We start from the raw sequence: 25,313 nt of genomic DNA, 5'->3' as shown, positions 1-25,313 counted from the left end.
GTAGGCTTCGTCGGGTGGCTGATCACTACGAAGCTCGGCCCACCGAGGCCAGCCTCCGGCGCGCGCTGCACCGGGCCGCCGAAGGGCGGGCGCTCGACGTCGACGAGGCCGCCACGCTGCTGACCGCCCGCGGCGAGCCCCTCGACCAGCTCCTGCGCATCGCCGGGGGCGTGCGCGACGCCGGGCTGCGTGACGCGGGCCGGCCGGGCGTGGTCACCTTCTCCAAGAACGTCTTCATCCCGCTCACCCGCCTGTGCCGCGACCGGTGCCACTACTGCACGTTCGCCACCGTGCCGCACCGGCTGCCGGCGGCCTTCCTGGAGCGGGACGAGGTGCTCCAGATCGCCCGCGACGGGGCCGCGCACGGCTGCAAGGAAGCGCTCTTCACGCTGGGTGACCGGCCCGAGGAGCGCTGGCCGGCGGCGCGCGACTGGCTGCACGAGCGGGGCTACGACTCCACTCTGGACTATGTACGCGCCAGTGCCATCGCGGTGCTGGAGGAGACCGGCCTGCTGCCGCACCTCAACCCCGGCGTGCTCTCCTGGGCCGACCTGCAGCGCCTCAAGCCGGTCGCGGCGAGCATGGGCATGATGCTGGAGACCACGGCCACGCGGCTGTGGAGCGAGCCGGGCGGCCCGCACTACGGCTCGCCGGACAAGGAGCCCGCGGTCCGGCTCCGGGTGCTGGAAGACGCCGGCCGGGTTGGCGTGCCGTTCACCACCGGCATCCTGATCGGCATCGGCGAGACGCTGGCCGAGCGGGCCGACTCGCTTTTCGCCATCCGGCGGGTGACCCGGCAGTACGGGCACATCCAGGAAGTCATCGTGCAGAACTTCCGCGCCAAGCCGGACACCGCGATGCGCGGCATGCCCGACGCCGAGCTGCACGACCTGGCCGCCACCGTCGCGGTCGCCCGGATCCTGCTCGGCCCGCGCGCCCGCATCCAGGCCCCGCCCAATCTGATCGCCGGCGAGTACGACCTGCTGCTGCGGGCCGGCATCGACGACTGGGGCGGCGTCTCGCCGGTGACCCCCGACCACGTCAGCCCGGAGCGCCCCTGGCCGCAGATCGAGGAGCTGGCCCGCCACACCGCCGCCGCCGGCTTCACGATGCGCGAGCGGCTGGCCGTCTACCCCGAGTACGTGACGCGCGGCGACCCCTGGCTCGACCCCCGCGTGCTGCCCCACGTAACCGCTCTTGCCCTGGACAGCGGCCTGGCCAACCCGGACGCGAAGCTGTCCGGCCTCCCCTGGCAGGAGCCCGACGACACCGTGTCGACCGGCCGCATCAACCTCCACGCCGACATCGACACCGAAGGCCGCACCGACGACCGCCGCGGTGACTTCGACTCCGTCTACGGCGACTGGGCGTTGATCAGGGACTCGGTGGGCGTGGCGGCCGGCGTGTCGCACCACGAACTCCCTGATCAACTGCGGGAGGGGCTGCGGCTGGCGGGGAGCGACCCCGCCGCGCTGCTCGAGGCGCGGCACGAGGGCGCGGCCATGGCGCTGTTCGAGGCCGACGGGGCGGCGCTGGAGGAGCTTTGCGGGATCGCCGATAACCTGCGGCGGGAGGCGGTCGGCGACGACGTGACGTACGTGGTCAACCGCAACATCAACTTCTCCAACGTCTGCTACGTGGGCTGCCGCTTCTGCGCGTTCGCCCAGCGCGAGCGGGACGCCGACGCGTACCGGCTCTCCGTTGACCAGGTCGCCGACCGGGCCGAGGAGGCGTGGCGGGCCGGCGCGACCGAGGTGTGCATGCAGGGTGGCATCGACCCGAAGCTGCCCGTCACCGCGTACGCCGACATTGTGCGCGCGGTCAAGGAGCGGGTGCCGCGGATGCACGTGCACGCGTTCTCCCCGATGGAGATCGTCACGGCCGCGAGCAAGGCGGGCATGTCCATCCGCGAGTGGCTGACCTCACTGCGCGAAGCCGGGCTGGACACGATCCCCGGCACCGCGGCCGAGATCCTCGACGACGACGTGCGCTGGGTGCTGACCAAGGGCAAGCTGCCGGCCGCCACCTGGGTCGAGGTGGTCTCGACGGCGCACGAGCTCGGCATCCGGTCCAGCTCCACGATGATGTACGGCCACGTCGACCACCCCCGCCACTGGCTCGGCCACTTCCGCGTGCTGGCCGACATCCAGGACCGCACCGGCGGCTTCACCGAGTTCGTGGCACTGCCGTTCGTGCACACGAACGCGCCGATCTACCTCGCCGGCATCGCCCGCCCCGGCCCGACGTGGAGGGAAAACCGCGTCGTACACGCGATGGCGCGGATCCTGCTGCACGGACGGATCTCCAACATCCAGTGCTCGTGGGTGAAGCTCGGCGACGAGGGCACCGCGGCAATGCTCAAGGGCGGCTGCAATGATCTCGGTGGCACGTTGATGGAAGAGACGATTTCGCGAATGGCGGGATCGGCCAACGGCTCGGCGCGCACCGTCGAACAGCTCCGCTCGATAGCCGCGCTGGCCGGCCGGCCTGCGCGCGAGCGCACCACGGCGTACGCGCCGCGGTAGGGCCCCAGCTACCACCTGGGTGACTTCCGGCGCCGAGCGTTACCCCGGCAGGGGCTGAATCGATAGGGGCCATGGTGCGGGCGTGTGCTTCTCCCCGCGAGTCGCGCGCGGCACGCCGATAAAGCAGGCCTTTTATCAGGTTCGGCTTGACGACGCACGCATTACACGCGTGTAATTTCACTGGGGTTGTTCGAATAGGATCTTCAGTTGTTCCCTAGGATCATCTGAAACTACACCGTTCGGACATAACGACACGCCTTCCGCGTGGGGGTTGCGCCGGCGACGCGGCCGGTGCGCAAGAAGGAGGCAGGCTTATGGACGGCCCACTGGAGGTGGCCGACCTCATCGGAGACGCACCGGAGTGGCAGGAGCGGGCCCTGTGCTCGCAGACCGACCCGGAGGCGTTCTTTCCGGAAAAGGGCGGATCGACCCGCGAGGCGAAGCGCATCTGCTCGCGTTGCGAGGTCAAGTCCGAGTGCTTGGAGTACGCACTGGGTCACGATGAGCGTTTCGGCATCTGGGGCGGGCTCTCCGAGCGCGAGCGCCGCAAGCTGAAGCGCCGCGTCGCCTGAGCTTCGCCCTGCCCGGCCGGGCCAGCGCACCATGGGGGGAGTGCTGGCCCGGGTGAGGGGTCAGGCGAGCTCGTCGGGGTCGACGCCGAGGAGGTTGGCGACCTGCTCGATGATCACGTCGTGCACGAGGTCGGCGAGGTCTTCCCGGTCCATGGCCCGAAACTCGAGCGGGCGCCGGTAGAGCACGATCCTGGGCGGCACTTCCTGCCGGCCCGGCCGTCCGGGCAGCAGGCGGGCGAGGGGCACCTCGCCGTCTTCCAGCACGTCCGAGTCGTAGACGTTGAGGTCCGGGGGACATCCTCGACGGCGAACTCGACGCCGGCCAACTCCTTGGCAAAGCGCCGCTCCAGCGCCTCCACCGTGTCGAGCACGAGGTCGTCGAAGATCTCCGCCTTGGTGCGGGCAAGCGGCACCGTCGCCGGCACCAGGCGCCCGCGTAGGCCGCGGCCGTGGCGATCGCGGTGGGACCGGCGGCCGGGGCCCGGACGCCGCGGTTCTGGACTGCTCACGTCAGAAGCGTAGTTGCCCGGAGGCGACGTAACTCACCCCGTGTCCAACCTGCGTCTTCATATCGTGATCACCGGTGGTCGGCGTGTCGCGGTCGCATCCGGACCGGTGGAGCGGGTAGGGGAGATAACGTGCCGCCGTGAGGTCACCACGGCGTTGCTCCCGAAACGGCTGCCCGCGTCAGGCCGTCGCGACGTTGACCTATGTCTACAACGACTCCACCGCGGTCGTCGGACCGCTCGCGGCCTTCGCCGAGCCGCACACGTACGACCTGTGTGAGCCGCACGCCCGCAGCCTGACCGCCCCCCGCGGCTGGGAGCTGGTGCGGCACGACGGCGAGTTCGCGCCCCCGCCCCCCACCACGGACGACCTGGTCGCGCTCGCCGAGGCCGTCCGCGAAGCCGCCCGGCCCACCCCCCGGCTGGACGACTACCCCACCGATCCGTCGCACGGCCACCAGACCGGCCGGCGCGGCCACCTCCGGGTGATCCCACCCAGCCACTGACCCACGCACGGCCGCCCCGGCCCACCCCAGCCGGGCGGCCTCACCCTCCGCAGCGATCCCGGTTGATCAGGGACTTCGTGCATGGACACGCCGGCCGGCACGCCCGCCAACTCCCTGATCAACCGCACGAGGACCGCGGCGGGCTGGTTAGCGGAAAGACTTGAGGAGCTGGCGGGCCATCACTATGCGCTGGACCTGGTTGGTGCCCTCGTAGATCTGTGTGATCTTGGCGTCGCGCATCATGCGCTCCACCGGGAAGTCGCGGGTGTAGCCGTAGCCGCCGAGTAGTTGGACGGCGTCCGTCGTGATTTCCATCGCGGCGTCCGAGGCGTAGCACTTGGCGGCCGCGCCGAAGAAGGTCAGGTCGGCGTCGCCGCGTTCGGAGCGGGCGGCCGCGGCGTAGGTGAGCTGGCGTGCGGCCTCCAGCTTCATCGCCATGTCGGCCAGCATGAACTGGATGCCCTGGAAGTCGGCCACCGGCTTGCCGAACTGGGTGCGCTCCGTCACGTACCGCGCGGAGAAGTCGAGCGCCCCCTGCGCGATGCCGAGCGCCTGGGCGGCGATCGTGACGCGCGTGTGGTCGAGCGTGCGCATCGCGGTGGCGAAGCCGGTGCCGGGCTCGCCGATCATGCGGGTGGCCGGGATGCGTACGCCGTCGAGGTACACCTCGCGGGTGGGCGAGCCCTTGATTCCGAGCTTCTTCTCCGGCGCGCCGAAGCTGACCCCCGCGTCGGACTTGTCCACCACGAAGGCCGAGATGCCCCGCGCGCCGACGCCCGGCTCGGTGACCGCGAAGACGGTGTAGAAGCGGGACACACCCGCGTTGGTGATCCAGCGCTTGACGCCGTCGAGCACCCAGTGGTCACCGTCACGCACCGCGCGGGTGGTCATCGAAGCGGCGTCGCTGCCCGCCTCGGGCTCGGACAGGCAGTACGAGAACATCGCCTCGCCGCTCGCGACCGGTGGCAGGAACTCGCGCTTGAGCTCCTCCGAGCCGGCCAGCAGCAGCGGCATCGTGCCCAGCTTGTTGACCGCCGGGATGAGCGACGACGAGGCGCACGCGCGGGCGACCTCCTCGATCACGATCGCCGTGGCGAGGGCGTCCGCTCCCGCGCCGCCGTACTCCTCGGGGATGTGCGGCGCGTGGAAGTCGGCGGCGCGGAGTGCCTCGTACGACGCCTTGGGGAACTCGCCGGTCTCGTCCGCCTCCGCCGCGTTGGGCGCCACCTTGGCGTCACATACCGCACGAACCGCCTCACGCACCGCATCGTGCTCTTCCGGAAGCCGGTACGCTTCAAAGGATTCTGTCGGCATAGCGCCTCCACTTGGCGATCTTCTTGCGTGAATGTGAGGATACCGACCAGCGTTCAGGTGTCCTTCACGACCGCGTAGGCTCACGCACTATCGTCGGCTGCACACCAGGCAGGCCGAGCGTTTGCCCCATAGACCCAAATAGTCCGATAATCGGCGCCGTCCATGGCGCCCCACCCGAAGCGCGCGACGCGAAGCGCCGCCAAGTGCGAGCGGAGAACACAGGCGTGACGATCCCGTACTCGAGCACCCAGCCAGTCCCCGCGATCGGCGCGGTGACCCCGCCGTCCGGCGCGGCCCGACCTCGGCTGGCGTTCCTCGGCACCGGCTACCTCGGTGCGACCTACGCGATCTGCTTTGCCGAGCTGGGCTACGAGGTCCTCGGCTTCGACGTCGACGAAGCCAAGATCGCAAAGCTGGCGGGCGGCGCGGTGCCGTTCCACGAGCCCGGCCTCGACGAGCTGCTCCGCCGCAACCTCGCGGCCGGCCGGCTCCGCTTCACCACGGACTACAAGGAGACGGCCGACTTCGCGGACGTCCACTTCATCTGCGTGGGCACGCCGCAGCGGGCCGACGGCATGGGCGCCGACCTGTCGTACGTGGAGGCGGCCGTCACCGGTCTCTCCCAGCACCTGACCCGCAAGGCGCTGATCGTCGGCAAGTCGACGGTGCCGGTGGGCACGGCCGAGTGGATCGAGCAGCTTGTCGGCAAGCACGCGCCGGCCGACCTCGGCATCGAGGTGGCGTGGAGCCCCGAGTTCCTGCAGGAGGGCTTCGCGGTCGAGGACGTGCTCCGGCCCAACCGGATCGTCATCGGCGTCAAGAGCGACTGGGCCAACGCGATGCTGTACGCGTCGCACAAGGGCGTGTTCGACCTCGCCGCCACCGAGGACCGCGAGGTGCCGCTGGTGGTGACCGACTTCGCCACGGCCGAGCTGGTCAAGGTCGCGGCCAACGCGTTCCTGGCCACCAAGATCTCGTTCATCAACGCGATGGCCGAGGTGTGCGAGGTCGCGGGCGGCGACGTCACCATGCTGGCCCGCTCGATCGGGTACGACCCGCGCATCGGCAACCGCTTCCTCCAGGCCGGCGTCGGCTTCGGCGGCGGGTGCCTGCCCAAGGACATCCGCGCGTTCCAGGCGCGTGCCCAGGAGCTGGGTGCCGGCGAGGCGCTGCGCTTCCTGCACGAGGTCGACCTGATCAACCTGCGCCGCCGCACCCGCGTGCTCCAGCTCGCCGCCGAGCTGCTCGGCCGCCGCTCAGGCCCGGCCGGACCGGACCTTTCGGGCACCCGGATCGCCGTGCTGGGCGCCACCTTCAAGCCCAACTCCGACGACGTGCGCGACGCGCCGTCGCTCGCCGTCGCCGCGCTCCTCGCGAAGGCCGGCGCCGACGTCCGGGTGTACGACCCGGAGGGCATGGAAAACGCCCGCGCGGCGCAGCCCGACCTGGCGTACGAGGCCTCGATGAACGACGCCGTCCGCGGCGCCGACCTCGTGTGCGTGCTGACCGAGTGGGCCGACTTCCGCAACGCCGACCCGATCGCGCTCGGTGAGCTGGCCGCCGGCCGCCGTGTGATCGACGGTCGCAACTGCCTCGACTCGGCACTGTGGACGCACGCGGGTTGGGAGTACCGGGGCATGGGCCGCCCTTAGGGCGAGCCCATAGACTTGGAGCGCCCGTCTTAGGCATGCTTTCGGGGAGTCCACTGTGTGCGGCTCCCCGGGAGAGAGGGTGCCATGGCGACGTTCAAGTGCTCGTCGTGTGGCCGGCAGATCCAGCCGGCGCCGCAGTGCCCTTACTGCGGCGCCCACCAGGGTCAGTGGGCTGATGAGCTGGCCCGGATCGAGCGGTCGATCGCTGAGATCAAGGCCGACGACATCCGGATCGCCAAAGAAGCGAAGCTGAACGCACAGAAGCTCCAGGCGGCCCAGTTCCAGCGCGACATCCTCTCGCACGCCAACGCTCAGGCGCAGGAGAAGGTGCGGACCCGTACCCGGCGCCGCACCTTCGTCCGCCGCCCCGCCGGTGCCCCGCCCGGCCCGGCCGGTCCGCCGCCTCCCCTATCGCCCGACTCCCAGCCACCGCCGCGACGGGTGCCCCGGCAGGAGAGCACCCGCCCGGCTGGCGCCGCCGCGCCACCGCCGCCGCCTCCCCCGAGGTCGGCGCCGGTGGACGTCGAGCCCGAGCACCGGCCCGAGGCTTCCACGCGCGAGGTGCAAAACATCTACCTCGGCCTGGGCGGTCTCCTGCTCGGCATCGCCGCTGTCGTGTTCGCCGCGGTGGCGTTCACCTCGTTCGACGACATAAGCCGCGCCGCGATCCTCATTGGAGCGACGGCGGTCATGCTCGTCGCGCCGCCGATGATTGCCCGCCGGGGGCTGATCTCCACCGCGGAGACGATCGCGGCCGTGGGGCTCGGCCTCGTGCCCCTCGACGGGTACGCACTGTGGACGGTCGACCAGATCCGCAGTGACACAGTGCCCGGTGCGGTCGTCGCGGGCATCGTCTTCGCGCTGACCGCGCTGGTCGCCGGGTGGTACGCGGTGCTCACCGGGCTCAGCATGCCCCGGTACGCCACGGTGCTGGCGCTGCAGCCGATCGTGCCCCTGCTCGCGTACGAGTGGATCACTGGGCCCACCGGCTGGGCGCTCGTGCTGACCGTGGTGGCCGCGCAGGACCTTCTGCTCGCACGGCAGTTCGACCAGCGGGGGCGGCTGGCCACTCCACCGTGGCTGGGCCAGCCCGCCGCTCCTGAGGCGCCGCCGCGCCCCACCGCGCCCGAGAGCGACGCCGAAGGCGGCGAGCCGCAGGACACGCCGGTGGCGGAGCGGCCGGAAAGCGCGCCGGAGGAGTCCGACGCGGTGGTCGCCGACGCGGCGGACGCGGGGCGCAAGCCCGCACCCGTGCCGGCCGCGGCGTGGCTGCGGCAGCTGACCTGGGGGCTGAGCGCCCTCGCCGTCGCCGCGGCGGTGGTGTTCGCCTCGGTCGCGACGCTCCGGGCCACCACGCCTCCGGTCGCGCTGGCTGCCGGCCTCACGCTGGTGCTCGCCGCGGCCGTGGGTGTCGTCGGTGCGATGGCCACGGGACGGCGGGTCGTCGTCGACGTGGCCGCCGGGATACTCACGCTCGCCGTGATCGGTGCCGCCGCCCAGATCGTGGCGGTCGCCGTGCCAGGCCGGGCCTTGCTGCTCATCGCCGGCGTGATCGCGCTGACCGGCCTCGGTGTGCGCGCCGTGCCGGAGGTGTTCCGGCGCGGACCGCAGCTCGCCTCGGCCGCGGCGCTCATCGTCATGGGCGTCGTGGTCGCCGGCACGGTGCTGCGCGCCGCCATCGCCCCCGTACGCGCAGCGCTGCCCGTGTGGGAAGCCGACCTCTCCGCGTACCACGGTCGCCTCGCGGAGGCCGCCGGTCCGGCGGGCTGGCAGCTCGCCGCGAGCGCCCTGCTGCTGACCATCGCCGCCGTCCTCTCGCTGCCGCCGGAGGCGCGGCGGGAGTCCGCGGTCGCGGGCGTGACGCTGACCGCGCTGGCCGCCCCCGCGTCGTTCGGCCTGCCCTGGACGGTCGCGCCCTGGCTGCCGGTGCTGGCCGCGATCGGGATCGGCGCCACCGGGCTCTACGCGAGGAGCGAGCGCGCCGCACAGGCACACGTGGCGGGCGCGGCGGTCGTGGGCCTCGTCGGCGCCGGCGCGTCGCTCGTGCGGCCGGCGTCGACCGCGTCGGTGCTCGCCGTCCTGACGCTCGCCGGCGTGCTCATCGCGATCGCCGGCTCGTGGCTGCCCGAGCAGGCCGAGGCGCTGCGCGACGAGCCGGCGCCGGCACAGCTGCTCCGCTCGGGCCCCGCCGCAGAGATGGTGGGTGACTGGGCGGCCGGCGGTGCGGCGTTCGCGATGCCCGGGGCCGCGGCGGCCGCGGTGGCGGCCACCGCGCCGGTCCGCGACGAGGCGGCCGTGCCGATCCTCGCGGCGGCGTTCGTGGCGGTGTGCGCCACCTTGGGGTACGCGGCGCTGGCCCAGGTCGCCTGGCGGCGCATCGCGTTCCCGCTGTCACTCGGCACCGGGCTTGGCGCGCTCGCGGTGACGGCCGCCGCGTTCGGGGCGCCGGGCGCGGAGGTGGCCGACGCGTGGGTGGGCGCGCTGCTGCTGGTCGCCGCGGTTCTGCTCTTCCTCGCCCCCTCGATCGACGCCGGACGCCGGCCCGACCGGCTGCTCGACGGACCCGACTTCGCGGCCGCGGCGGCAATCGCGGGCATCATCGGCACCTTCGCGCGGATCGCCGGCATCCTCTTCCCCAGCGCGGTACTGGCCGTCGCCGCGCTACTCGTGCTTCTCGTCGCCGTGGGCGTGCGCGCGATGCCACCGGACTGGCGGCGCGGCCCGACCCTCGGCGTCGCCGCCAGCGGGGCGGTGCTCGCGGCGATCGCCGGGTACACGGCGCTCAGCGGCGGCCTCCGCGTGCTCGCCACGCCCGGCGCGCTGTGGGAGGCGGACCTCAGCGCCTGGCCGTCCAGCGGGATCGGCGTCGGCTGGCAGGCGCCGGTCGCGCTCGCGCTGCTGGCCGGGGCCGCCGCGATCGTCTTGCCGCGCCCGTGGGCGTACGACGTGGCCGCCGTCTGCGTCGGGCTCGCCACCATCGGCGCGCCGGTCGCGCTCGGCCTGCCGTGGTGGTCGCCGATGCTGGTCGGCGGCGCGGTCGCCACGGTGTACGGCGTGATGTCCGTGACCGCGGTCGACCCACGCGCCGGCGTGGCCCGGGCCGCCGTGGCCGCCGGTGTCGCGCTGCACGCGGTCGGTGCCAGCCTGGTGCGCCCGTGGACGACCGCCGCCGCGCTCACGATGGTCGTGCTGGTCGGCGCGCTCGTGGCGACGCTCGCGCGGGCGCTGCCGGCGCTGGACGACGCCTCGCTGGAGGACATACCGGGCAGTGCGCCACCACCCGAGGCGGAGATGCCGCTGCACCTCGGCCAGATCGGTGGCGCGGCGGCCGGTGGTGCCCTGCTCGCGCTGCCCGGCGCGCTCGCCTCGATGGCGGCCGCCGCCGGCCAGAGCGCGCCAGCGGTGCTCGCCTGGGCGCTGGCCGGCTCCACCGCGGGCCTGGTGGTGATCGCCCTGGTACGCCGCAAGGTGGCCCGCTACCTGCCGTACGCGACGGTGGGCATCGCCGGCGGTGCCACGATCACCGCGCTCGCCGCACTCCCGACCGACCTGCCCATCGGCGTGTACGCGGCCGCCGCCGCACTCCTGGGCGTGGTGGCCGAGCTGCTGCGCGGCGCGACGGCACCACCGCAGTACGTCGGCGAGCCCACCCAGCGCTGGTCCGTGATGCTCGGCGGCGTGTGGCGGCGCATGCCCTCCAGCCCGGCGCCGCGCGGCCGGTGGTCGGTGAGCCCGGAGATGGGCGCGGCGCTCGTGGCCGCCATACCGACGCTGATCGCCCTCGCCTCGATCGCCCCCGCGCTCGTGGCCGCGCTCGTCGACCCGCACCAGACGGTCAACCACATCTGGGAGGGCCCGCCGGCCGCGCTGACAAACCCGGACCGCTCGGTCGACCCCACCGACGTCCTCGGCACGCTGCTGCTGACCATCGCCGCGGCGCTGGCCGCGGTCGGCTTCGGCGGGCGGCTGTCCACCTCGCCCGATCGTCGCGGAGACGGTATCCGCCAGGCGATACCCGTGATCCTGCCCGGGGTGGCCATCACCCTGCTGATCACGCCGATCGCGCTGGACGCCGCGTGGCCGGCCTCCACGATGGCCGCGCTCGCCGTTTTCACGCTCGCGATGCTGGGACTCGCCCTCACCCCACCCCCACCGCCCGCCGAACGCGCCCGCGCGCTGCGCGTCACCCGCCTCGTGGTGTTCGCGCTGGGCCTCGCCGCGGGCGGCGCCGGGATGGCCGGCAGCCTCGCGACCCGCTCGCTCACGCTCTTCACGCTCGGTGGCGCGGTCGTGGTGGGCGCGACGGCGGCGATGTTCGGGCAGAGCCAGCGCGCCCGCATCCTCGGCTGGCTCTTCGCCGCGGCTTCCGCCATGGGCCTGGTGCTCACCACCACGCTGGTGCTGGGCCTGCCCGCGGCCTGGTCCGCGTACGGAGTACTCGCCGTCGGCGCCGCCCTCCTCGTGGTCGCCGCCGTGCACCCGAGGCTGCGCCGCCCGAGGCCTACCGCGAGGCCGCCACGGTCGAGTGGAGCGGGTACGGCGCCGCGCTGGTCGCCCTCGCCCTCGCCTTCGACTCGCCGGCACACGTGGCCGGCCTGCTCGCGGCGTGGGGCGCCGTGCTGGGCGTCGCCTCCGCCCGCCCCGGCCGCCGCGCCGTGGAGCGCCGCACGCTCTTCTGGGCCAGCATCGTGTGCGAGATCGTGGCCTGGTGGCTCCTCATGGCGCTGGCCAACGTGTCGGTGCCGGAGGCGTACACGCTGCCGTTCGCCGCGCTCGCCCTGCTGGTCGGCCTGATCGAGCTCCGCCAGCGCCCCGACCTGAGCAGCTGGACGGCGTACGGGCCGGCGCTCATCGCCGCCTTCGTGCCCACGCTTGTCATCGCCCTCCGCACCGAGGCCAGCGCCACCCGCGAGGTGCTGCTGCTCCTGGGCGCGGTCGCCACGGTCATCTTCGGCGCCCGCACCCGCCAGCAGGCCCCGCTGGTGATCGGCACGGTGGTCACCGTGATCGCGGCCCTGCACGCACTGACCTTGGTCGGCCTGTCGTGGCTGATCCTGATCCCGATCGGCGCGCTGCTCATCTTCTTCGGCGCCACGAACGAAAGCCGCCGCCGCACCCAGGAAAGGTGGCGCGCCGTCACACGCATGCGCTGACGGAAGATCCAGACCTTCGGCGTCGAGGTGGCGCGCGTGGGGTGCGACCCTGGTAGCCGTTCAGAAGATCCAACCCGAAGCAGATCCGGGCTACCGCGACGTCCGTCGTGGTCCGGACCGTTGCGCGGGGCCCCCGGGGAAACGTGGAGCGCAGCGGAGCGTTTTCGTGGGGTGCGTTCCCGCGGCCTCACCCTCCGCGGCCGCCCAGCTCACCCCACCCAGGGTGGTTGGCGTTGAGATCCTTTGTCGACGCCGGTCTAGGGCCAATGCGGTCCAAGCCGTCGTACACCCCCCTGCGGTCACCCAGATCACCCCCGGGCAGCCGGCTCTGGCGGATCTGTAGACCTTCCCCGCGGCGCCGCTCTGGCGTGGACGGAATCGCCCACCTCCACCCCAAAGCTCTCAAGAATCCTTTCGCGGTCAGGGCGAGCCTTCCCAAGTCCGACCCCGAGTTGGATGTGAGCTGCCGCTGTGCCCGCGGTGTCGCCTCACCTTCCGTGGTCGTCCAGCTCAACCCGGGAGCCCGCTCGGGCAGATCTTGGCAAGTTAGCGTCGAAATAACGCGCTAACTCACCAAGATCTCGACTGCGGCGCCGCTTGCGTTCAACGGATGGTCACTGACGGTAGTAGAGCCCTCCACGACGGCAGCGCATCATGGGCGGACTCGGCGTCGCGGTGCGTGACTGTCGATGCCGGGGCCGCAGCGCGGGCGTGGGCTGCTGGGTTTGGTAGGTCTGTGACGGTGGACGGCCGGCCGTCGCTCGGGTCACGGACGTGTGGCGCGACACCCCTTGCTTGCAGATCCTGGAACAGGTCGTCCACGGGGCGTTGGTGCGGGAGCCGAGCTGTTGGGGTGAGGTGGACCACCGCGGAGGGTGAGGCCGCGGGAGCGACGGTCCGGACCACGGCGGACGTCGCGGTAGCCCTCGTCTGTTTGGGTTGGATCTTCGGGAAGCGCTAGAGGGAAGCGCTAAAGGGAAGCGCGGAGGTTGGCGTCCTTTTGGGCGACCACCTCGACGAGTGCCTCCTGGAAGGCGACTACCCGGTCGCGGAGGGCGTCGTCGGAGGCGGCCAGGATGCGGACGGCGAGCAGGCCGGCGTTGCGGGCGCCGCCGATGGAGACCGTGGCGACCGGGATGCCGGCGGGCATCTGCACGATCGACAGCAGCGAGTCCATGCCGTCCAGGTGCTTGAGGGGCACCGGCACGCCGATCACCGGCAGCGGGGTGACCGAGGCGACCATGCCGGGCAGGTGCGCGGCGCCGCCCGCGCCGGCGATGATCACGCGGAGGCCGCGGGAGGCGGCGGTCTGTGCGTACTCGACCATGCCGATGGGCGTGCGGTGGGCGCTCACCACGCGGACCTCGTGCGGCACGTCGAACTCGGCGAGCGCGTCGGCGGCCGCCTTCATCGTCGGCCAGTCCGAGTCGCTGCCCATGATCACGCCGACGGTCGCGGTCATTCGCCCTCCTGGAGCCAGCGCGCGGCGCGGGCGGCACGGGCCCGTACCTCGTCCATGTCGTCGCCGAGCACCGTGACGTGCCCGATCTTGCGGCCGGGGCGGACCTGCTTGCCGTACAGGTGGACCTTGGCGCCCGGGTCGGTCGCGAAGAGGTGGTGCAGGCGCTCGTCGATGCTGATGCCGCCGGGCTGCCCGCCGAGCACGTTGGCCATCACCACGGCGGGTGCGGTCAGCGCGGTGCCGCCCATCGGGTAGTCGAGCACCGCCCGCAGGTGCTGCTCGAACTGGGACGTGCGGGCGCCCTCGATCGTCCAGTGACCCGAGTTGTGCGGGCGCATGGCCAGCTCGTTGACGATCAGGCCACCGTCCACTTCGAACAGCTCGACGGCGAGCATGCCCACGACCCCCAGTGCCGTGGCGATGTCGATCGCCAGCTGCTGGGCCGCCACGGCGCGCGCCGGGAGGAGGTCGGGCGCGGGCGCGAGCACCTCGACGCAGATGCCGTCCCGCTGCACGGTCTCGACCACCGGGTAGGCCGCGACCTGCCCGAACGGCGAGCGGGCCACCTGCACGGCGAGCTCGCGGCGCAGCGCCACCCGCTCCTCGGCGATCAGCTCGACGCCGGGCGGCAGCGGGTCGTCCGGGGAGAGCATCCAGACGCCGCGCCCGTCGTAGCCGCCGCGGACCGCCTTTGCCACCACCGGCCAGCCGACCTCGTCGCCGAACGCGCGCAGGTCCTCGGCCGATGAGATCGGGCGCCAGCGGGGCGCCGGCGCGCCGAGCGCGGAGAGCCGCTCGCGCATGGCGCGCTTGTCCTGCGCGTACACGAGTGCGTCCGCGCCCGGGTGCACCACCACGCCGGACGCCGCCAGCTCGCGCACCGCCTCGGTGGGCACGTGCTCGTGGTCGAACGTGACGACGTCGCACCCCTTGGCGAACGTGCGCAGCGCCGCCAGGTCGGTGTGATCGCCGTACTGCACGTCGGCGGCCACCAACGCGGCACCGTCCTCCGGGGAGGAGGCGAGCACGCGCAGCGACTGGCCGAGCGCGATCGCGGCCTGATGGGTCATCCGGGCCAGCTGCCCGCCGCCCACCATGCCGACAACGGGCAGACCGGTTCGGGTATCCATCTCGCTGGCCAGCCTAGCGGCGCTCATTTCCGGCCCGGCGTACGGGATGGCCGCGCCGGGCCGGAGCGGCGCTCGCCCTTGCGGGCCGGTGAGCCGCTGAGTACCACCGCGATCGGGTCGGTGGCGAGCGGGTCGTCCGCGCACAGCTCGGCGGCGAGCGCGGCGTCCAGCTCGCCCGCCACGCCGACCACGCCTCCCGCGCCGACGATCGCACAGCCGCCCAGCGTGGCGTACGCCTCCTCGGGCACCGCCGTCCGCAGCGCGGCAAGCACGTCGGCGGCCACGCGCGAAGGGTCCTGCGGAGGGAGTACCACGGCCACGCCGCCGGGGCGCGGGCCGCGTACCCCGTGGACCGCCGCCGGACCGACCGCGGCCCGCAGCGGACCCACCCGCTCGACCGCCACCTGGGCCGTCCACGGGTCGTGCAGGCCGGCGGTCGGGCGGGCCCAGCGGTGCAGCGCCCGCGCGACGGCGCCGGGCCGGATCTCCCAGACCGGCCGGGTGCACCCCTGGACCACCGCGACGGGCTGCGCGGCGAGCAGGACATGCCAGCGACCGCGCCGGTACACCTTGCGGCCGAGGCCGGCGAGGCACTCGCTCACGTACCAGGCGACCTTCTCCGGCAGCTTGTCGCCGGCGCTGAAGACCTCTGTGGACAGTGGCATCCGGGTCCACTGTGCACCACCGGCCTTCGCCTCCGTCCGGAGCGTCCGCTGTGGACGGTGCGAGGCCTTCGGCGGCGTGAGCGTGCGGAGCCAGCGCTCCACGACGTACCGCCGGAAGACGGTGCCGGCGTCCAGCTGCCGGCCACCGAAGAGGGCGGCCAGCGCGTCCCACGACGGGCGGCGGGCGCCGGGCAGCAGCGGGTGGAGCAGTGCGGCGGCCAGCTCACCGCGCATCCGCAGCAGCACCTCGCGCAGTGGCGGCAGCAGGCTGTGCGTGGCGTGCGCGGTCGCAAACTTGGCCGCCGGCAACGGAAGCGTGCCCTCGACGATCGCCGCCAGCTCGGCGCGGAGCACCGGGCCGCTCGACGGCAGCGCGCGGAGCGGAAACCGGACGGTGACGCCGTAACGGCTCTCCAGCCGGTCCGCGACGCGCGCGAGGTGTGCGCCGCTGCCTGACGTGTCAATCAGCGTGTCCACTTCGCCGGCTGTGGCCCGCGCGGTGGCCCACGTGAGGTAACTGTCCACATCGGGCACCGGCTCACCGAGGTCGGCGAGGAGGCCGTCGAGGTCGAACTCGTCCGCGAAGTGCGGCTGCGCGCGGTGCCGCGCGCCGGTGGAGGTCAGCGGGCCGAGCACGGCCGCGGCGAAGTCGGACGCCGCGGTGGTGAGGCCCGGAAAGGTGGCTGAGTACACAGTCAGCGCCCGCCGCCCCTCGGCACCGGCGAGCGCCGCGCCGACGGTGGCCGCGCCGGCCAGCCCGTGTCCGAAGCGCACGCCGATCCGGCCGCGCCCGATCGCCGCGTCCAGCACGGACCGGGCGAAGCGGCCGGCTCCGTCGCGGGCGGTGGCGGGCTTCCGGGTACGGGTACCGCCGGCGATCTCCACCACCTCGCCGGGCAGCACGCGGCGGATCCCCGCGTAGAACGTGGCGGCCGTGTCGTCGCACGCGCCGGTGGCGATGAAGCGGCCGACCACGCCCTCGTCCGGCTCGGCCGGCACACCGGCGGCGAGCAGCGCGCCCGGCTCGGAGGCGGCCATGACACCACCGGCGGTCTCGGCGTAGTAGAGCGGCGGGCCGTCCCCGCTGCGGGCGAGCACGAGCGCGCCGCGGGCGGGGTCGGCGAGGATCAGCGCGTACGGCTCGGTGCCGGCCACGAGTCCTGTCGCGCCGCGGGCCGCGTACTCCGCGGCGAGCGCGCTGACCTCGGCGATCCCGTCGACCGCGAGAGCGACGCCGCTGTGCTCGTGTACCGCCGGCATGCTCGCCCGCACCAGGAGCCGGGCGGCGCCGGCGCGCCAGGTGGCCGGTTCGGCGCCGCGGCGGGCGAGTGCGGTGGAGAGGGCGTTGAGAGTGCTTTCGGGCGCGCCAAAGGTGGCAGCGATTCCGGCCATTCGCCGATTTTAGGACATATGCGTCGTACTACGTCCGGGTGCCGCCGAGCTGAGCCACGAGTTCACCGGCATCGGTGACGGGGCGGTCGCAGACGAAGCCGCGGCACACGTACGCCGTGGGGCGCCCGCCGAGCGCCGGCCGGTCCGCGAGCAGCGGCACTCCGGGCTGGTCGGACGCGCCGGCGACGACCACGGCGCCGGGCGGGGCGTACTGGCGGGCGGCCTGGAGCAGCTCGTCCGCGCCGCCCTCGCCGGCCACGATCGCGACCTCGTACGGGCCGGAGAGCAGCGCCTCGCCGGTCGCCGCCGCGTACCCGGTGAAGCGCGGATGCTTGTCCACGATCGGCGCCACGGTGGCCAGCGCCGCCTCGGCGGCCTCCCGGTACCGCGTCTGCCCGCTCAGCGCCGTGTACGAGGTCAGGGCCGCCACCATCGCGGACAGGCCGGACGGCGTGGCGTTGTCGGTCGGGTCGGCCGGGCGCGCCACAAGGCGTTCCGCGTCGTCGGCCGTGTCGTAGAAACCACCGTTGGGCGCGGCGAAGTGGGCCAGCGCCGCGTCGAGCACCTGACCGGCCACCTCCAGCCAGCGCCCCTCGCCGGTCAGCTGGTGTACCGCGCAGAAGCCCTCGGCCACCGCGCCGTAGTCCTCCAGCACGCCCGCCGGCTCACCCACCACGCCGGCCCGCGACACCCGCCGCAGCCGGCCGTCGACGATGTGCCGCTCGGCGAGTACCGCCGCGATGCGCTGGGCCGCCTGCGCGGTCACCCCGTCGTCGCTGATCATCGCGTGCTCGGCGAGGGCGGTGAGGGCCAGCCCGTTCCACGCGGCGACCACCTTGTCGTCGCGGGCCGGCTGCGGGCGCTGCTCGCGCGCCTCGCGCAGCCGGGCGCGCACGCGGGTCCAGCGCTCGACCACGGCCGGATCCGCCCCGTCGATGTCGCGGGCCAGCCGCAGCACGCTCGTGCCGTGCTCGAATGTGCCCGCCTCGGTCACCGCGAAGAGGTCTGCCGCCCACGCGCCGTCTTCGTCGCCCAGCGCCTCCCGCAGCTGGGCCGGCGTCCACGCGTAGGTCGCGCCTTCCACACCGTCGGTGTCCGCGTCGAGGGCGGAGGCGAGGCCACCCTCCGGCGTGCCGAGCCCGTCGAGCAGGAACGCCGCCGTCTCGGCCGCCACCCGCCCGGCCAGCTCGTCGCCGGTCAGCCGCCACAGATGCGCGTACACCCGCAGAAGCAGCGCGTTGTCGTAGAGCATCTTCTCGAAGTGCGGCACGGTCCAGGTGGCGTCCACCGAGTAGCGGGCGAACCCGCCGGCGAGCTGGTCGTAGATGCCGCCCCGGGCCATCGCCTCGGCGGTGTGCCGCACGAGCTCAAGGCTTGTCGCCGAGCCGGTGCGCTGGTGGTAGCGGAGCAGGAAGAGCAGGTTCATGTGCGGTGGAAACTTCGGTGCGCCGCCGAAGCCACCGTGCGTCTGGTCCTGCTCCTTCGCGAGCTGTACCGCCGCGGCGTCGAGCACCTCGGCGGTCAGCGGCGTGGTCGGCCCGCCCACGGCCTGGGCTCCGGCGACCGCCTGCACCACCGCGGCGCCCTGCTCCAGCACCGCCTCGCGCTGGTCGCGCCACGCGGTGGTGACGCTCTCCAGGAGCCGGACGAAGTTGGCGCGTGGGAAGTACGTGCCGCAGAAGAACGGCTGCCCCTCCGGCGTGGCGAAGACCGTCATCGGCCACCCGCCCTGCCCGGTCATCGCCTGGGTGGCCGTCATGTAGACCGCGTCGACGTCGGGCCGCTCCTCGCGATCCACCTTGATGGAGACGAAGTTTGCGTTCATGAGCTGGCCGACGCCCTCGTTTTCGAACGACTCGTGCGCCATGACGTGGCACCAGTGGCAGGCCGCGTAGCCAACCGAGATCAGCACCGGCACGTCCCGCCGCCGCGCCTCCTCGAAGGCCTCCTCGCTCCACGGCCACCAGTCGACCGGGTTGTCAGCGTGCTGAAGCAGGTACGGCGAGGTGGCACTCCCGAGCCGGTTCACCCCTCCACCCTCTCACGCGTCGCGGACTTTGAAGAGGATCGCGCCCGCCACGAGCGTGGCCGCCGCGTACGCCGCGAGCAGGCCCAAGCCGTGCCACGGGCCGATCGGCAGGTCGTCCAGGCGCTCGGTCGCCTGGATGGAGAGGCCGGCTTTCATCGGGGCGTACCTGGTCACCCGCTCGGCCCACCTGCCCGAGAGCAGCGATGCGGCGATCGGCCACACGAACAGGGCGCTCAGCACTGTGGCGAGCGCGGCCGGCGTGTGCCGCAGCGCCATGCCGAGGCCGAGGCTGAGCAGGCCCACGAGCACCAGGTAGAGCACCGTGCCGCCGGCCGCTCGCAGGGTCGGCCCGTCGCCCAGCGAGAGCGGCGGGTAGCCGGCTGCCGTGGTGAAGCCGTTGCCGGACAGGAGTGGGCGGCCGGCGGCCAGCGCACCGAGCACTCCCACCGCGCCGGCCGCACCGACCAGGGCGGTGACGACGGTCGCCTTGGCCGCGAAGACGAGGCCACGCCGGGGCTCCGCGGCCGAGGTGGCCCGGATGGTCTGCGTGCCGTACTCGGCGGTCACCGCGAGCGTGGCCAGCACCACGACCGCGAGCTGCGCCAGGTACACGCCGGTGAGGCTGCTCCGGGCCAGATCCTCGCGGCAGCCCAGCTCCGGATCGAGGCAGTCGGTCGGGATGCCCCACGCCGTCACCGCGCTCAGGCCGACCGTGCTCGCGACAAGACCGAACAGCAGCCACCCGGTGCTCTGCAGCGTGCGCAGCTTCGTCCACTCCCCGCGCAGAGCCTGTACCGCGGTCACGCGGTGTCCCGCCGCCGGACCAGCAGTACACCCGCGACCAGCGCGACGACCACGTACCCGCAGGCGACCGCGAAGCCCGGCCAGGGACTCACCCAGTTGTCCCACCGGTCGCGGGTATGCTGCATCGCGAGGCCGGCGAGCGGCGTGATCCGCTCCACCCACTTTTCACCGTCGAGGGGCAGGAGCAAGCTGGCGACGCCGGGCACCACGGCGAGGGCGAGGACCACGATCACCGCACCGGCGGTACGGCGGATGATCGCGCCGAGGCCGAGGCCGAGCAGCGCCATGAGGGCCAGGAACGCCGCCGTGCCGAACACCGCGCGCAGCACCGCCCCGTCGGTGAACGACGGATCCGGGTAGTAGGGAGCGACGTACCCGCTGTCGCGCTGGATCGGTCGGGTGCCGAGCAGGGAGGCGACGCTGGCGACAAGGCCGCAGGCGAACGTGACCGCACCGAGGACCAGCGCCTTCGCGACGAGCACCCGGCCGCGGCGCGGGCTGGCGGTGAGCGTCGTGCGGATCATGCCGGTCTTGTACTCGGTGGTCACGTACAGCACGCCGAGCACCGCCTGATCGACGAGTTCGCCCGCATGCGCCCCCGGCCGCGCCAGGCCACGCCGCTGCGCGCGCTGACGCCGCGCGAGACCGACGTGCTCCGCCTGATCGCCGAGGGTCTTTCGAACACCGAGATCGCCGACCGCCTGGTCGTCAGTGAGGAGACCGTCAAGACACACGTCAGCCGCGTCCTGAGCAAGCTCGGCCTGCGCGACCGCACCCAGGCGGTGGTCACGGCGTACGAGTCCGGCCTGGTTGTGCCGCGTTCGAGTCGCTGATTGGTTGATTAGCGGCCAACTGGCCATAACCGTCTGCTGCCAGCCTGTGGCCATGCGTACGGTCTGGACGCGGGTCCGCCCCGTCGTCACCAACGCCTGGCTCGGCTTCGCCGTGCTGGCCGCCAGCGCGGTCGTATCCGTGTGGAGCATCGCGAGCGTGCCGCAGGCCTCGCCGCTGCCGGTGCTGCTCGGCCTGCTCCCCTGGGCGGCCGGCAAGTACCTGCTCTGCCCCCTGCGCTGGCACGCGCTGTCGATGAGCGGGCGGAGCCGCTGGTGGCACATCCGCGCGTACGCCGAGAGCGAGCTCATCGGTCTCATCTCGCCGGTGCACGCCGGCGCCGACGTGTGGCGCGTACACCGCCTGCACCAGGCCGGCCTCGGCCGCACCGTGGCGGTCGCCGAGGTCGCGATGGACCGGGTGCTCGGCATGGGCGGCATCGCGCTTGGCGTGGTACTCGCCGGCATCACCCTCCCCTGGGAGATGCTCGCCGCGTTCGGCACCGTAGCCGTGGTCGCCGCCGTAGTCGCCCTGGTGGTGCACCGCCGCCGCCCGGACCTGCTGGCCCGCCGCCCGCTGCCCGGCCCCGGCGTGCTGGCGTTCGGCCTGACAATCTCCGTCCTGTACCAGGTGGGCGTGGCCGGCTTGATCCTCGGCTCGGTCATCGCCGTGGGCAGCGGCGTGAGCCTGCTCGGCCTGGTAACGGTGTTCGCGGCCAGCCAGCTCGCCAGCATCATCCCCCGCTTCGGCGGCGCCGACCCGCACAACGCCGCCCTCGCCGTAGGCCTCGCCTCGCTGGGCGTGCCGTGGACCGCGGCGCTGGGCGCAATCTCACTGGTGGCGGTAGTCCCCTGGATCCCCGCCCTCCTCTTCGGCGGCGGCAGCTTCGCGGCCCGCCGCGTGTCCGCCCTGATGGCCGCACACCCCAACCCGCTGTCCGCCGCCCGCCAGCTGATCCCCCGCCGTGTCGCCGCACGCGCCTTGGCCGCCGACCTCGAACCCGAACCCGCCGCACTCCAGCCTTAGCCGCTGGATGTCCGCGCCCCGACCGGCGCGCACCCGTCACCCGCTGTCCGCCGTCCTCAAGCCATCGCCCGCCGTGTTCCGCGCCTGGCTGACGCACAGCCGATTCGCGGCCGTCGCTTCCAGCCAAGGCCGCCGCATGTCCGCGCCCGACCGGCACGCACCCACCCGCCGCCCGCCAGCCATGAAACCGGCGCCGCGTGTCTGCTCCTGCCCGCCACGCACCTCGAACCGCCGCTTTCTGGAGCCCTTTCGCGCCTTCTTAGCGTCCGACCCGAGGTAACGGTGAGCTGCCGCTGTGCCCACAGTTGCCGCCTCACTCTCCGCGGTCGCCCGGCTCAACGAAGGAGCCCGCTCCGGCAGATCTTGGTGAGTGGGCGTCGAAAAACGCGCTTACTCACCAAGGTCTCGAAGTTCACACCGCCTGCACTGATCGACAGTCACAGACCGCGACGACGGTGCCGAACTGGCGCACTCCCGCCTCGGAAGATCTGCAGAAGCACGACCGTAAAGCCGGCTACTGCGGCGCGGAGGCCGTGAGCTGGGAGGACACCGGAAGCTGTCGCACGGAAGTAATCCCAACTCCGAAGTCGAGAACGGTAAGTCTCCAAGATCTGCGGGAGCGGGGTGAGCTGGGCGACCGCGGAGGGTGAGGCCGCGGGAGCAACGGTCCGGACCACCGCGGGCGTCGCGGTAGCTCGCGTCTGGGTTGGGTTGGATTCACTGAAGGCCGCGGAGGATCCCATCGCCGCCGCGTGCCCGCGCCCGGCAGCGCGCACCGCCGCCAGCCATCGCCCGCCCGCGACGACCAGGATCTGGGCCATTGGGGACGCCGGTCGCGGTCGCCCCCGGAGGCCTCGGGGCGCAGCGGGCTGGGCGCATCCGTGCGCCCAGCTTCGGAGGGCCGTGCACGCGGCAGGCGCCGCCGCGAAAACAAATCCTGCTCCAAGCGGCGGCCGGGTCGCCAGGCCTGACCCGCGGAGGGCGAGGCAGTTCCTCCAAGGACCCCACACATCCTCCAACGACCCCACACAGCGGTCTCAGCCACGACGGACAGTGAAGCGGATCAGGAAGCGCCGTCGGCGCGGAGCGGGAAGACCTGGGCCTGCGCGGAGTCCAGCAGAGACCTCAGCACCGCGACGATCTTGTCGGCGGGCATGGGTTTGAAGAAGTGGTAGCCCTGGGCGGCGCTGCAGCCGAGCGCGGCCAGTGCGGCGCGCTGGTCGGCGGTTTCCACGCCCTCGGCGACCACGCGGAGTCCCAGGCGGTGGCCCAGGTCGACGGTCGCGTTGACGATGGCGGCCGAGGTGGGCGCGTCGGCCATCGTGCGGACGAAGGAGCGGTCGATCTTGACTTCGTTGACCGGGATGCGGGTCAGGAACGTGAAGGACGAGTAGCCCGTGCCGAAGTCGTCCACCGAGAGTTGCACGCCCAGGTCGCGGAGGGCGCTGAGCACCTCGTCGATGACCTCGAGCTCGCTGAGCACGACGGTCTCGGTAATCTCCAGGACCAGGCGGCGGGCGGGCACGCGGTGGCGGCGGAGCAGCTCGGCGATGTCGGCCGGCAAGTGGGGATCAAGCAAACTGCGGGCCGAAAGATTGACCGAGATCGGCACGTCAAGGCCCTCGCTGGCCCACTCGGCGGCCACTGCCAGCGCCTTGTCCACCACGTACCGCGTGAAGGGCGCCAGCAGATCGCTGCCCTCGATCGCGCGCACGAAGTCGACCGGGCTGAGCGAGCCGCGGCGGGGGTGGCGCCAGCGGATCAGCGCTTCCACACCGGTCGGTGCGCCGGTGCCGAGGTCGACCGCGGGCTGGAGGGCGAGCACCAGCTGGTCGTCGACCGTGAGCGCCTCGCGCACCTCCGCGAGCAGGGCGAGCCGGTCGGTGCTCGCCTCGTCCTTGGCGCTGTCGTACCAGGCGACGCTCCCGCCGCCCTCCTTGGCCTGGTACATCGCGTTTTCCGCGCGGCGCACCAGCTCGGCCACGTCGGCGGAGCCCGCCGGCGCGACGACCACGCCGACCGACGCCTCGACGGACATGACCACGCCGGCCACCTCGATCGGCGCGGCGAGGTGCTCGACCAGCGCGCGGGCCCGGCGCAGCGCCTGCGGCATCGGCGAGGAGCGGTCGCCCTCGGGCAGCTCCAGGTCGGTCACCAGCAGCGCGAACTCGTCACCGTCGAACCGCGCGAGCAGCTCCCCCGGCTCGGAAAGCCCGCCCAGCCGTGCGGCGATGCCCTGCAGCAGCTCGTCGCCGGCGGCGTGCCCGAGCGTGTCGTTGACCTCCTTGAAGCGGTCGAGGTCGAGCAGCAGCAACGCCACCGGCACTTCGCGCACGACCTGGCGCAGCGCGGCGTCGCCCTTGAGCAGGAACGCGGCGCGGTTGGCCAGGTTGGTCAGCGGGTCGTGCACTGCCTCGTACGCCGAGCGGTCGGTGAGCACCGCCAGCGCCTGGTGGGTGGCGGCGTCGTGCAGCGCTGTCGCGAGCGCGTCCGCGTACGCCGACAGGGCCGTGTACTCCCGCTGCCCCGGCTCCAGCGCGCGGGAGAACCGCACGCGCAGCAGCCCCACCGTCGCGCCGGCGACGGTCAGCCGCACGAGGCCGGGCTCGTCCGGAAGGATCTCCGGGAGCGGCTCCCGCACGTCCGCCTCGGCGAGCGTGCCCGACGCGTCGCCCATGTACCGCCGGCGGGTGCCGTCGGCCCGGAGCACGTCGACCTCGACCGCCTCGGCACCGAAGATCGAGAGAGCGCCCCTCACCCCGGCCGTGGCCACGGACCGCTCGTCGAGGCGGCTCAGCTCGCGCGTCGCGGCAGCGAAGGCGGACCACAGCCGGCGCTCCTCGTCGGCGCGCAAGCGGTGCCCATACGTCTGCTGGAGCAGCCACAGCGCGGGCGGGAGCAGCAGCAGCCACCGCAGGTCGCGCTCGACCATGCTGATCACGGTGAGGCCGATCAGCACGTTGCCAACGAACATCAGCAGCTTCGCGCGGAGCGCGCGCAGGAACAGCCCGCCGGCCGGCCGGGCCTGCCGCACGGACAGCGTCAGCGCCGCGAGCCATCCGGTGACCAGGAGGTACGCCAATGAGCCGAGCGCCAGCGCGCCGGCGAGGACCGGCGTGAGCCGCGCGTCGAGCGGGTCGGCAACGGCCCGCGTGGCCAGCGCACCGGCCGCCACGGCGACGGTCAACGAGCCGGCGACGTGCAGGATCTCCAGCGGCGAACGCCGGTCGGAGAGGAACGTGAGCAGCAGCCAGGCCAGGAACGTGCCCACCAGGGTGGCGGCCGGGAGCCACTGCGCGGGTGCCAGGTAGAGCCCGACGATGAACGCCGCCTCGCCCCACGTGACGTTGACCGCGCCGGCGCCGACCCGGAACCGGAGCCGGGCGAGCTGGCCGAGGCCCATGACGCCCACAGCGATTCCGGCGCGGGCCAGCGGCGACAGGTCGCCACCGTCGGGCACATCGACGGGCATGAGCAGGCCAGCGATGGCAGCCAGCAGCGCGATGGCCAGGACGACGATGTGGAGCGCACGGATCCGCCGGGGCGCCGCGACGGTCGCGCGCGGGGCTGTCACGGGTAGCCCCCGCTCGCCGGCAACATGTTTGTCCGCTTGTACCCCAAAAGGGGGATACCGCAACGATTGTGCATCGGCGCCCCCTTCAGCCCGCGGCGTGGGGACAATGGCCCCCCGGCGAGGCTAAGCCAAACCGGTTTGCGGCAACAGGGGTCCCCGGGTCGGTTTCGCC

Annotated in this window: 13 protein-coding genes and 3 pseudogenes; 7 read left to right on the top strand and 9 right to left on the bottom strand. The window is 73.2% G+C overall.

Annotation, left to right across the window (positions count from 1 at the left end):
* Positions 1-14: 14 nt before the first annotated feature.
* Positions 15-2,525 (top strand): bifunctional FO biosynthesis protein CofGH, encoded by a 2,511-nt coding sequence (locus Phou_RS23615; RefSeq protein ID WP_173057987.1) that lies wholly within the window; start codon positions 15-17, stop codon positions 2,523-2,525.
* Between the two features lie 314 nt (positions 2,526-2,839).
* A complete protein-coding gene (locus Phou_RS23610) occupies positions 2,840-3,097 on the top strand; it encodes a WhiB family transcriptional regulator (protein ID WP_173057986.1) in 258 nt (85 codons plus the stop codon).
* Between the two features lie 60 nt (positions 3,098-3,157).
* On the opposite strand, the pseudogene Phou_RS23605 reads toward Phou_RS23610, so the two are convergent.
* Positions 3,158-3,606, bottom strand: a pseudogene (locus Phou_RS23605) (metallopeptidase family protein).
* 137 nt (positions 3,607-3,743) lie between these two features.
* Between Phou_RS23605 and Phou_RS23600 the strand changes: the two are divergent.
* Positions 3,744-4,109, top strand: a complete 366-nt coding sequence (locus Phou_RS23600) for a DUF3499 domain-containing protein (protein WP_173057985.1) — start codon at positions 3,744-3,746, stop codon at positions 4,107-4,109.
* A gap of 147 nt (positions 4,110-4,256) precedes the next feature.
* Here the strand turns inward: Phou_RS23600 and Phou_RS23595 are convergent, their stop codons facing one another.
* Positions 4,257-5,423, bottom strand: a complete 1,167-nt coding sequence (locus Phou_RS23595) for an acyl-CoA dehydrogenase family protein (RefSeq protein WP_173057984.1) — start codon at positions 5,421-5,423, stop codon at positions 4,257-4,259.
* A 224-nt stretch (positions 5,424-5,647) separates the two neighbouring features.
* Between Phou_RS23595 and Phou_RS23590 the strand changes: the two genes are divergently transcribed.
* Positions 5,648-7,075: a UDP-glucose dehydrogenase family protein gene (locus tag Phou_RS23590; RefSeq protein WP_173057983.1), complete on the top strand. Its 1,428-nt coding sequence runs from the start codon at positions 5,648-5,650 to the stop codon at positions 7,073-7,075.
* An 84-nt stretch (positions 7,076-7,159) separates the two neighbouring features.
* Positions 7,160-12,228: pseudogene (locus Phou_RS23585) on the top strand (SCO7613 C-terminal domain-containing membrane protein).
* A 970-nt stretch (positions 12,229-13,198) separates the two neighbouring features.
* On the opposite strand, the gene purE reads toward Phou_RS23585, so the two are convergent.
* From purE to Phou_RS52885, 6 genes are read right to left on the bottom strand one after another with little or no spacing between them, the layout of a single operon-like run.
* Positions 13,199-13,690: a 5-(carboxyamino)imidazole ribonucleotide mutase gene (gene purE, locus Phou_RS23580; RefSeq protein ID WP_173057982.1), complete on the bottom strand. Its 492-nt coding sequence runs from the start codon at positions 13,688-13,690 to the stop codon at positions 13,199-13,201.
* The gene (locus tag Phou_RS23575) at positions 13,687-14,820 is read right to left on the bottom strand and encodes a 5-(carboxyamino)imidazole ribonucleotide synthase (protein ID WP_173057981.1); all 1,134 of its coding nucleotides are present in this window, start codon (positions 14,818-14,820) and stop codon (positions 13,687-13,689) included. The genes purE and Phou_RS23575 overlap by 4 nt, the downstream gene beginning before the upstream one ends.
* A 23-nt stretch (positions 14,821-14,843) precedes the next feature.
* Positions 14,844-16,877, bottom strand: coding sequence for an asparagine synthetase B family protein (locus Phou_RS23570; RefSeq protein ID WP_173057980.1), 2,034 nt, complete (start codon positions 16,875-16,877; stop codon positions 14,844-14,846).
* 28 nt (positions 16,878-16,905) lie between these two features.
* Positions 16,906-18,906, bottom strand: coding sequence for a thioredoxin domain-containing protein (locus Phou_RS23565; RefSeq protein ID WP_173057979.1), 2,001 nt, complete (start codon positions 18,904-18,906; stop codon positions 16,906-16,908).
* Between the two features lie 12 nt (positions 18,907-18,918).
* Positions 18,919-19,710, bottom strand: a complete 792-nt coding sequence (locus Phou_RS23560) for an ABC transporter permease (RefSeq protein ID WP_173057978.1) — start codon at positions 19,708-19,710, stop codon at positions 18,919-18,921.
* Complete coding sequence (locus Phou_RS52885; protein ID WP_173057977.1) at positions 19,707-20,267, bottom strand: ABC-2 membrane transporter-related protein; 561 nt, start codon at positions 20,265-20,267, stop codon at positions 19,707-19,709. The genes Phou_RS23560 and Phou_RS52885 overlap by 4 nt, the downstream gene beginning before the upstream one ends.
* A gap of 69 nt (positions 20,268-20,336) precedes the next feature.
* On the opposite strand from Phou_RS52885, the pseudogene Phou_RS52880 reads away from it, so the two are divergent.
* Positions 20,337-20,543 (top strand): annotated as a pseudogene (locus Phou_RS52880) (response regulator transcription factor); the annotation flags it as partial.
* A 52-nt stretch (positions 20,544-20,595) separates the two neighbouring features.
* Positions 20,596-21,567, top strand: a complete 972-nt coding sequence (locus Phou_RS23545) for a lysylphosphatidylglycerol synthase transmembrane domain-containing protein (protein ID WP_173057976.1) — start codon at positions 20,596-20,598, stop codon at positions 21,565-21,567.
* 1,063 nt (positions 21,568-22,630) lie between these two features.
* Here the strand turns inward: Phou_RS23545 and Phou_RS23540 are convergent.
* A complete protein-coding gene (locus Phou_RS23540; RefSeq protein WP_173058881.1) occupies positions 22,631-25,039 on the bottom strand; it encodes a putative bifunctional diguanylate cyclase/phosphodiesterase in 2,409 nt (802 codons plus the stop codon).
* Positions 25,040-25,313 lie beyond the last annotated feature (274 nt).

Source organism: Phytohabitans houttuyneae, assembly GCF_011764425.1.
Lineage (GTDB): Bacteria > Actinomycetota > Actinomycetes > Mycobacteriales > Micromonosporaceae > Phytohabitans > Phytohabitans houttuyneae.
This window is presented reverse-complemented; position numbering and strand designations above follow the sequence as displayed.

What these genes read in the sequence shown, in the direction of transcription:
- Phou_RS23610 (WP_173057986.1), top strand. Translation starts at nt 2,840, where the DNA reads ATGGACGGCCCACTGGAGGTGGCCGACCTCATCGGAGACGCACCGGAG.
- Phou_RS23595 (WP_173057984.1), bottom strand. Translation starts at nt 5,423, where the DNA reads ATGCCGACAGAATCCTTTGAAGCGTACCGGCTTCCGGAAGAGCACGAT.
- purE (WP_173057982.1), bottom strand. Translation starts at nt 13,690, where the DNA reads ATGACCGCGACCGTCGGCGTGATCATGGGCAGCGACTCGGACTGGCCG.
- Phou_RS23575 (WP_173057981.1), bottom strand. Translation starts at nt 14,820, where the DNA reads ATGGATACCCGAACCGGTCTGCCCGTTGTCGGCATGGTGGGCGGCGGG.
- Phou_RS23570 (WP_173057980.1), bottom strand. Translation starts at nt 16,877, where the DNA reads ATGGCCGGAATCGCTGCCACCTTTGGCGCGCCCGAAAGCACTCTCAAC.
- Phou_RS23545 (WP_173057976.1), top strand. Translation starts at nt 20,596, where the DNA reads ATGCGTACGGTCTGGACGCGGGTCCGCCCCGTCGTCACCAACGCCTGG.
- Phou_RS23540 (WP_173058881.1), bottom strand. Translation starts at nt 25,039, where the DNA reads ATGCCCGTCGATGTGCCCGACGGTGGCGACCTGTCGCCGCTGGCCCGC.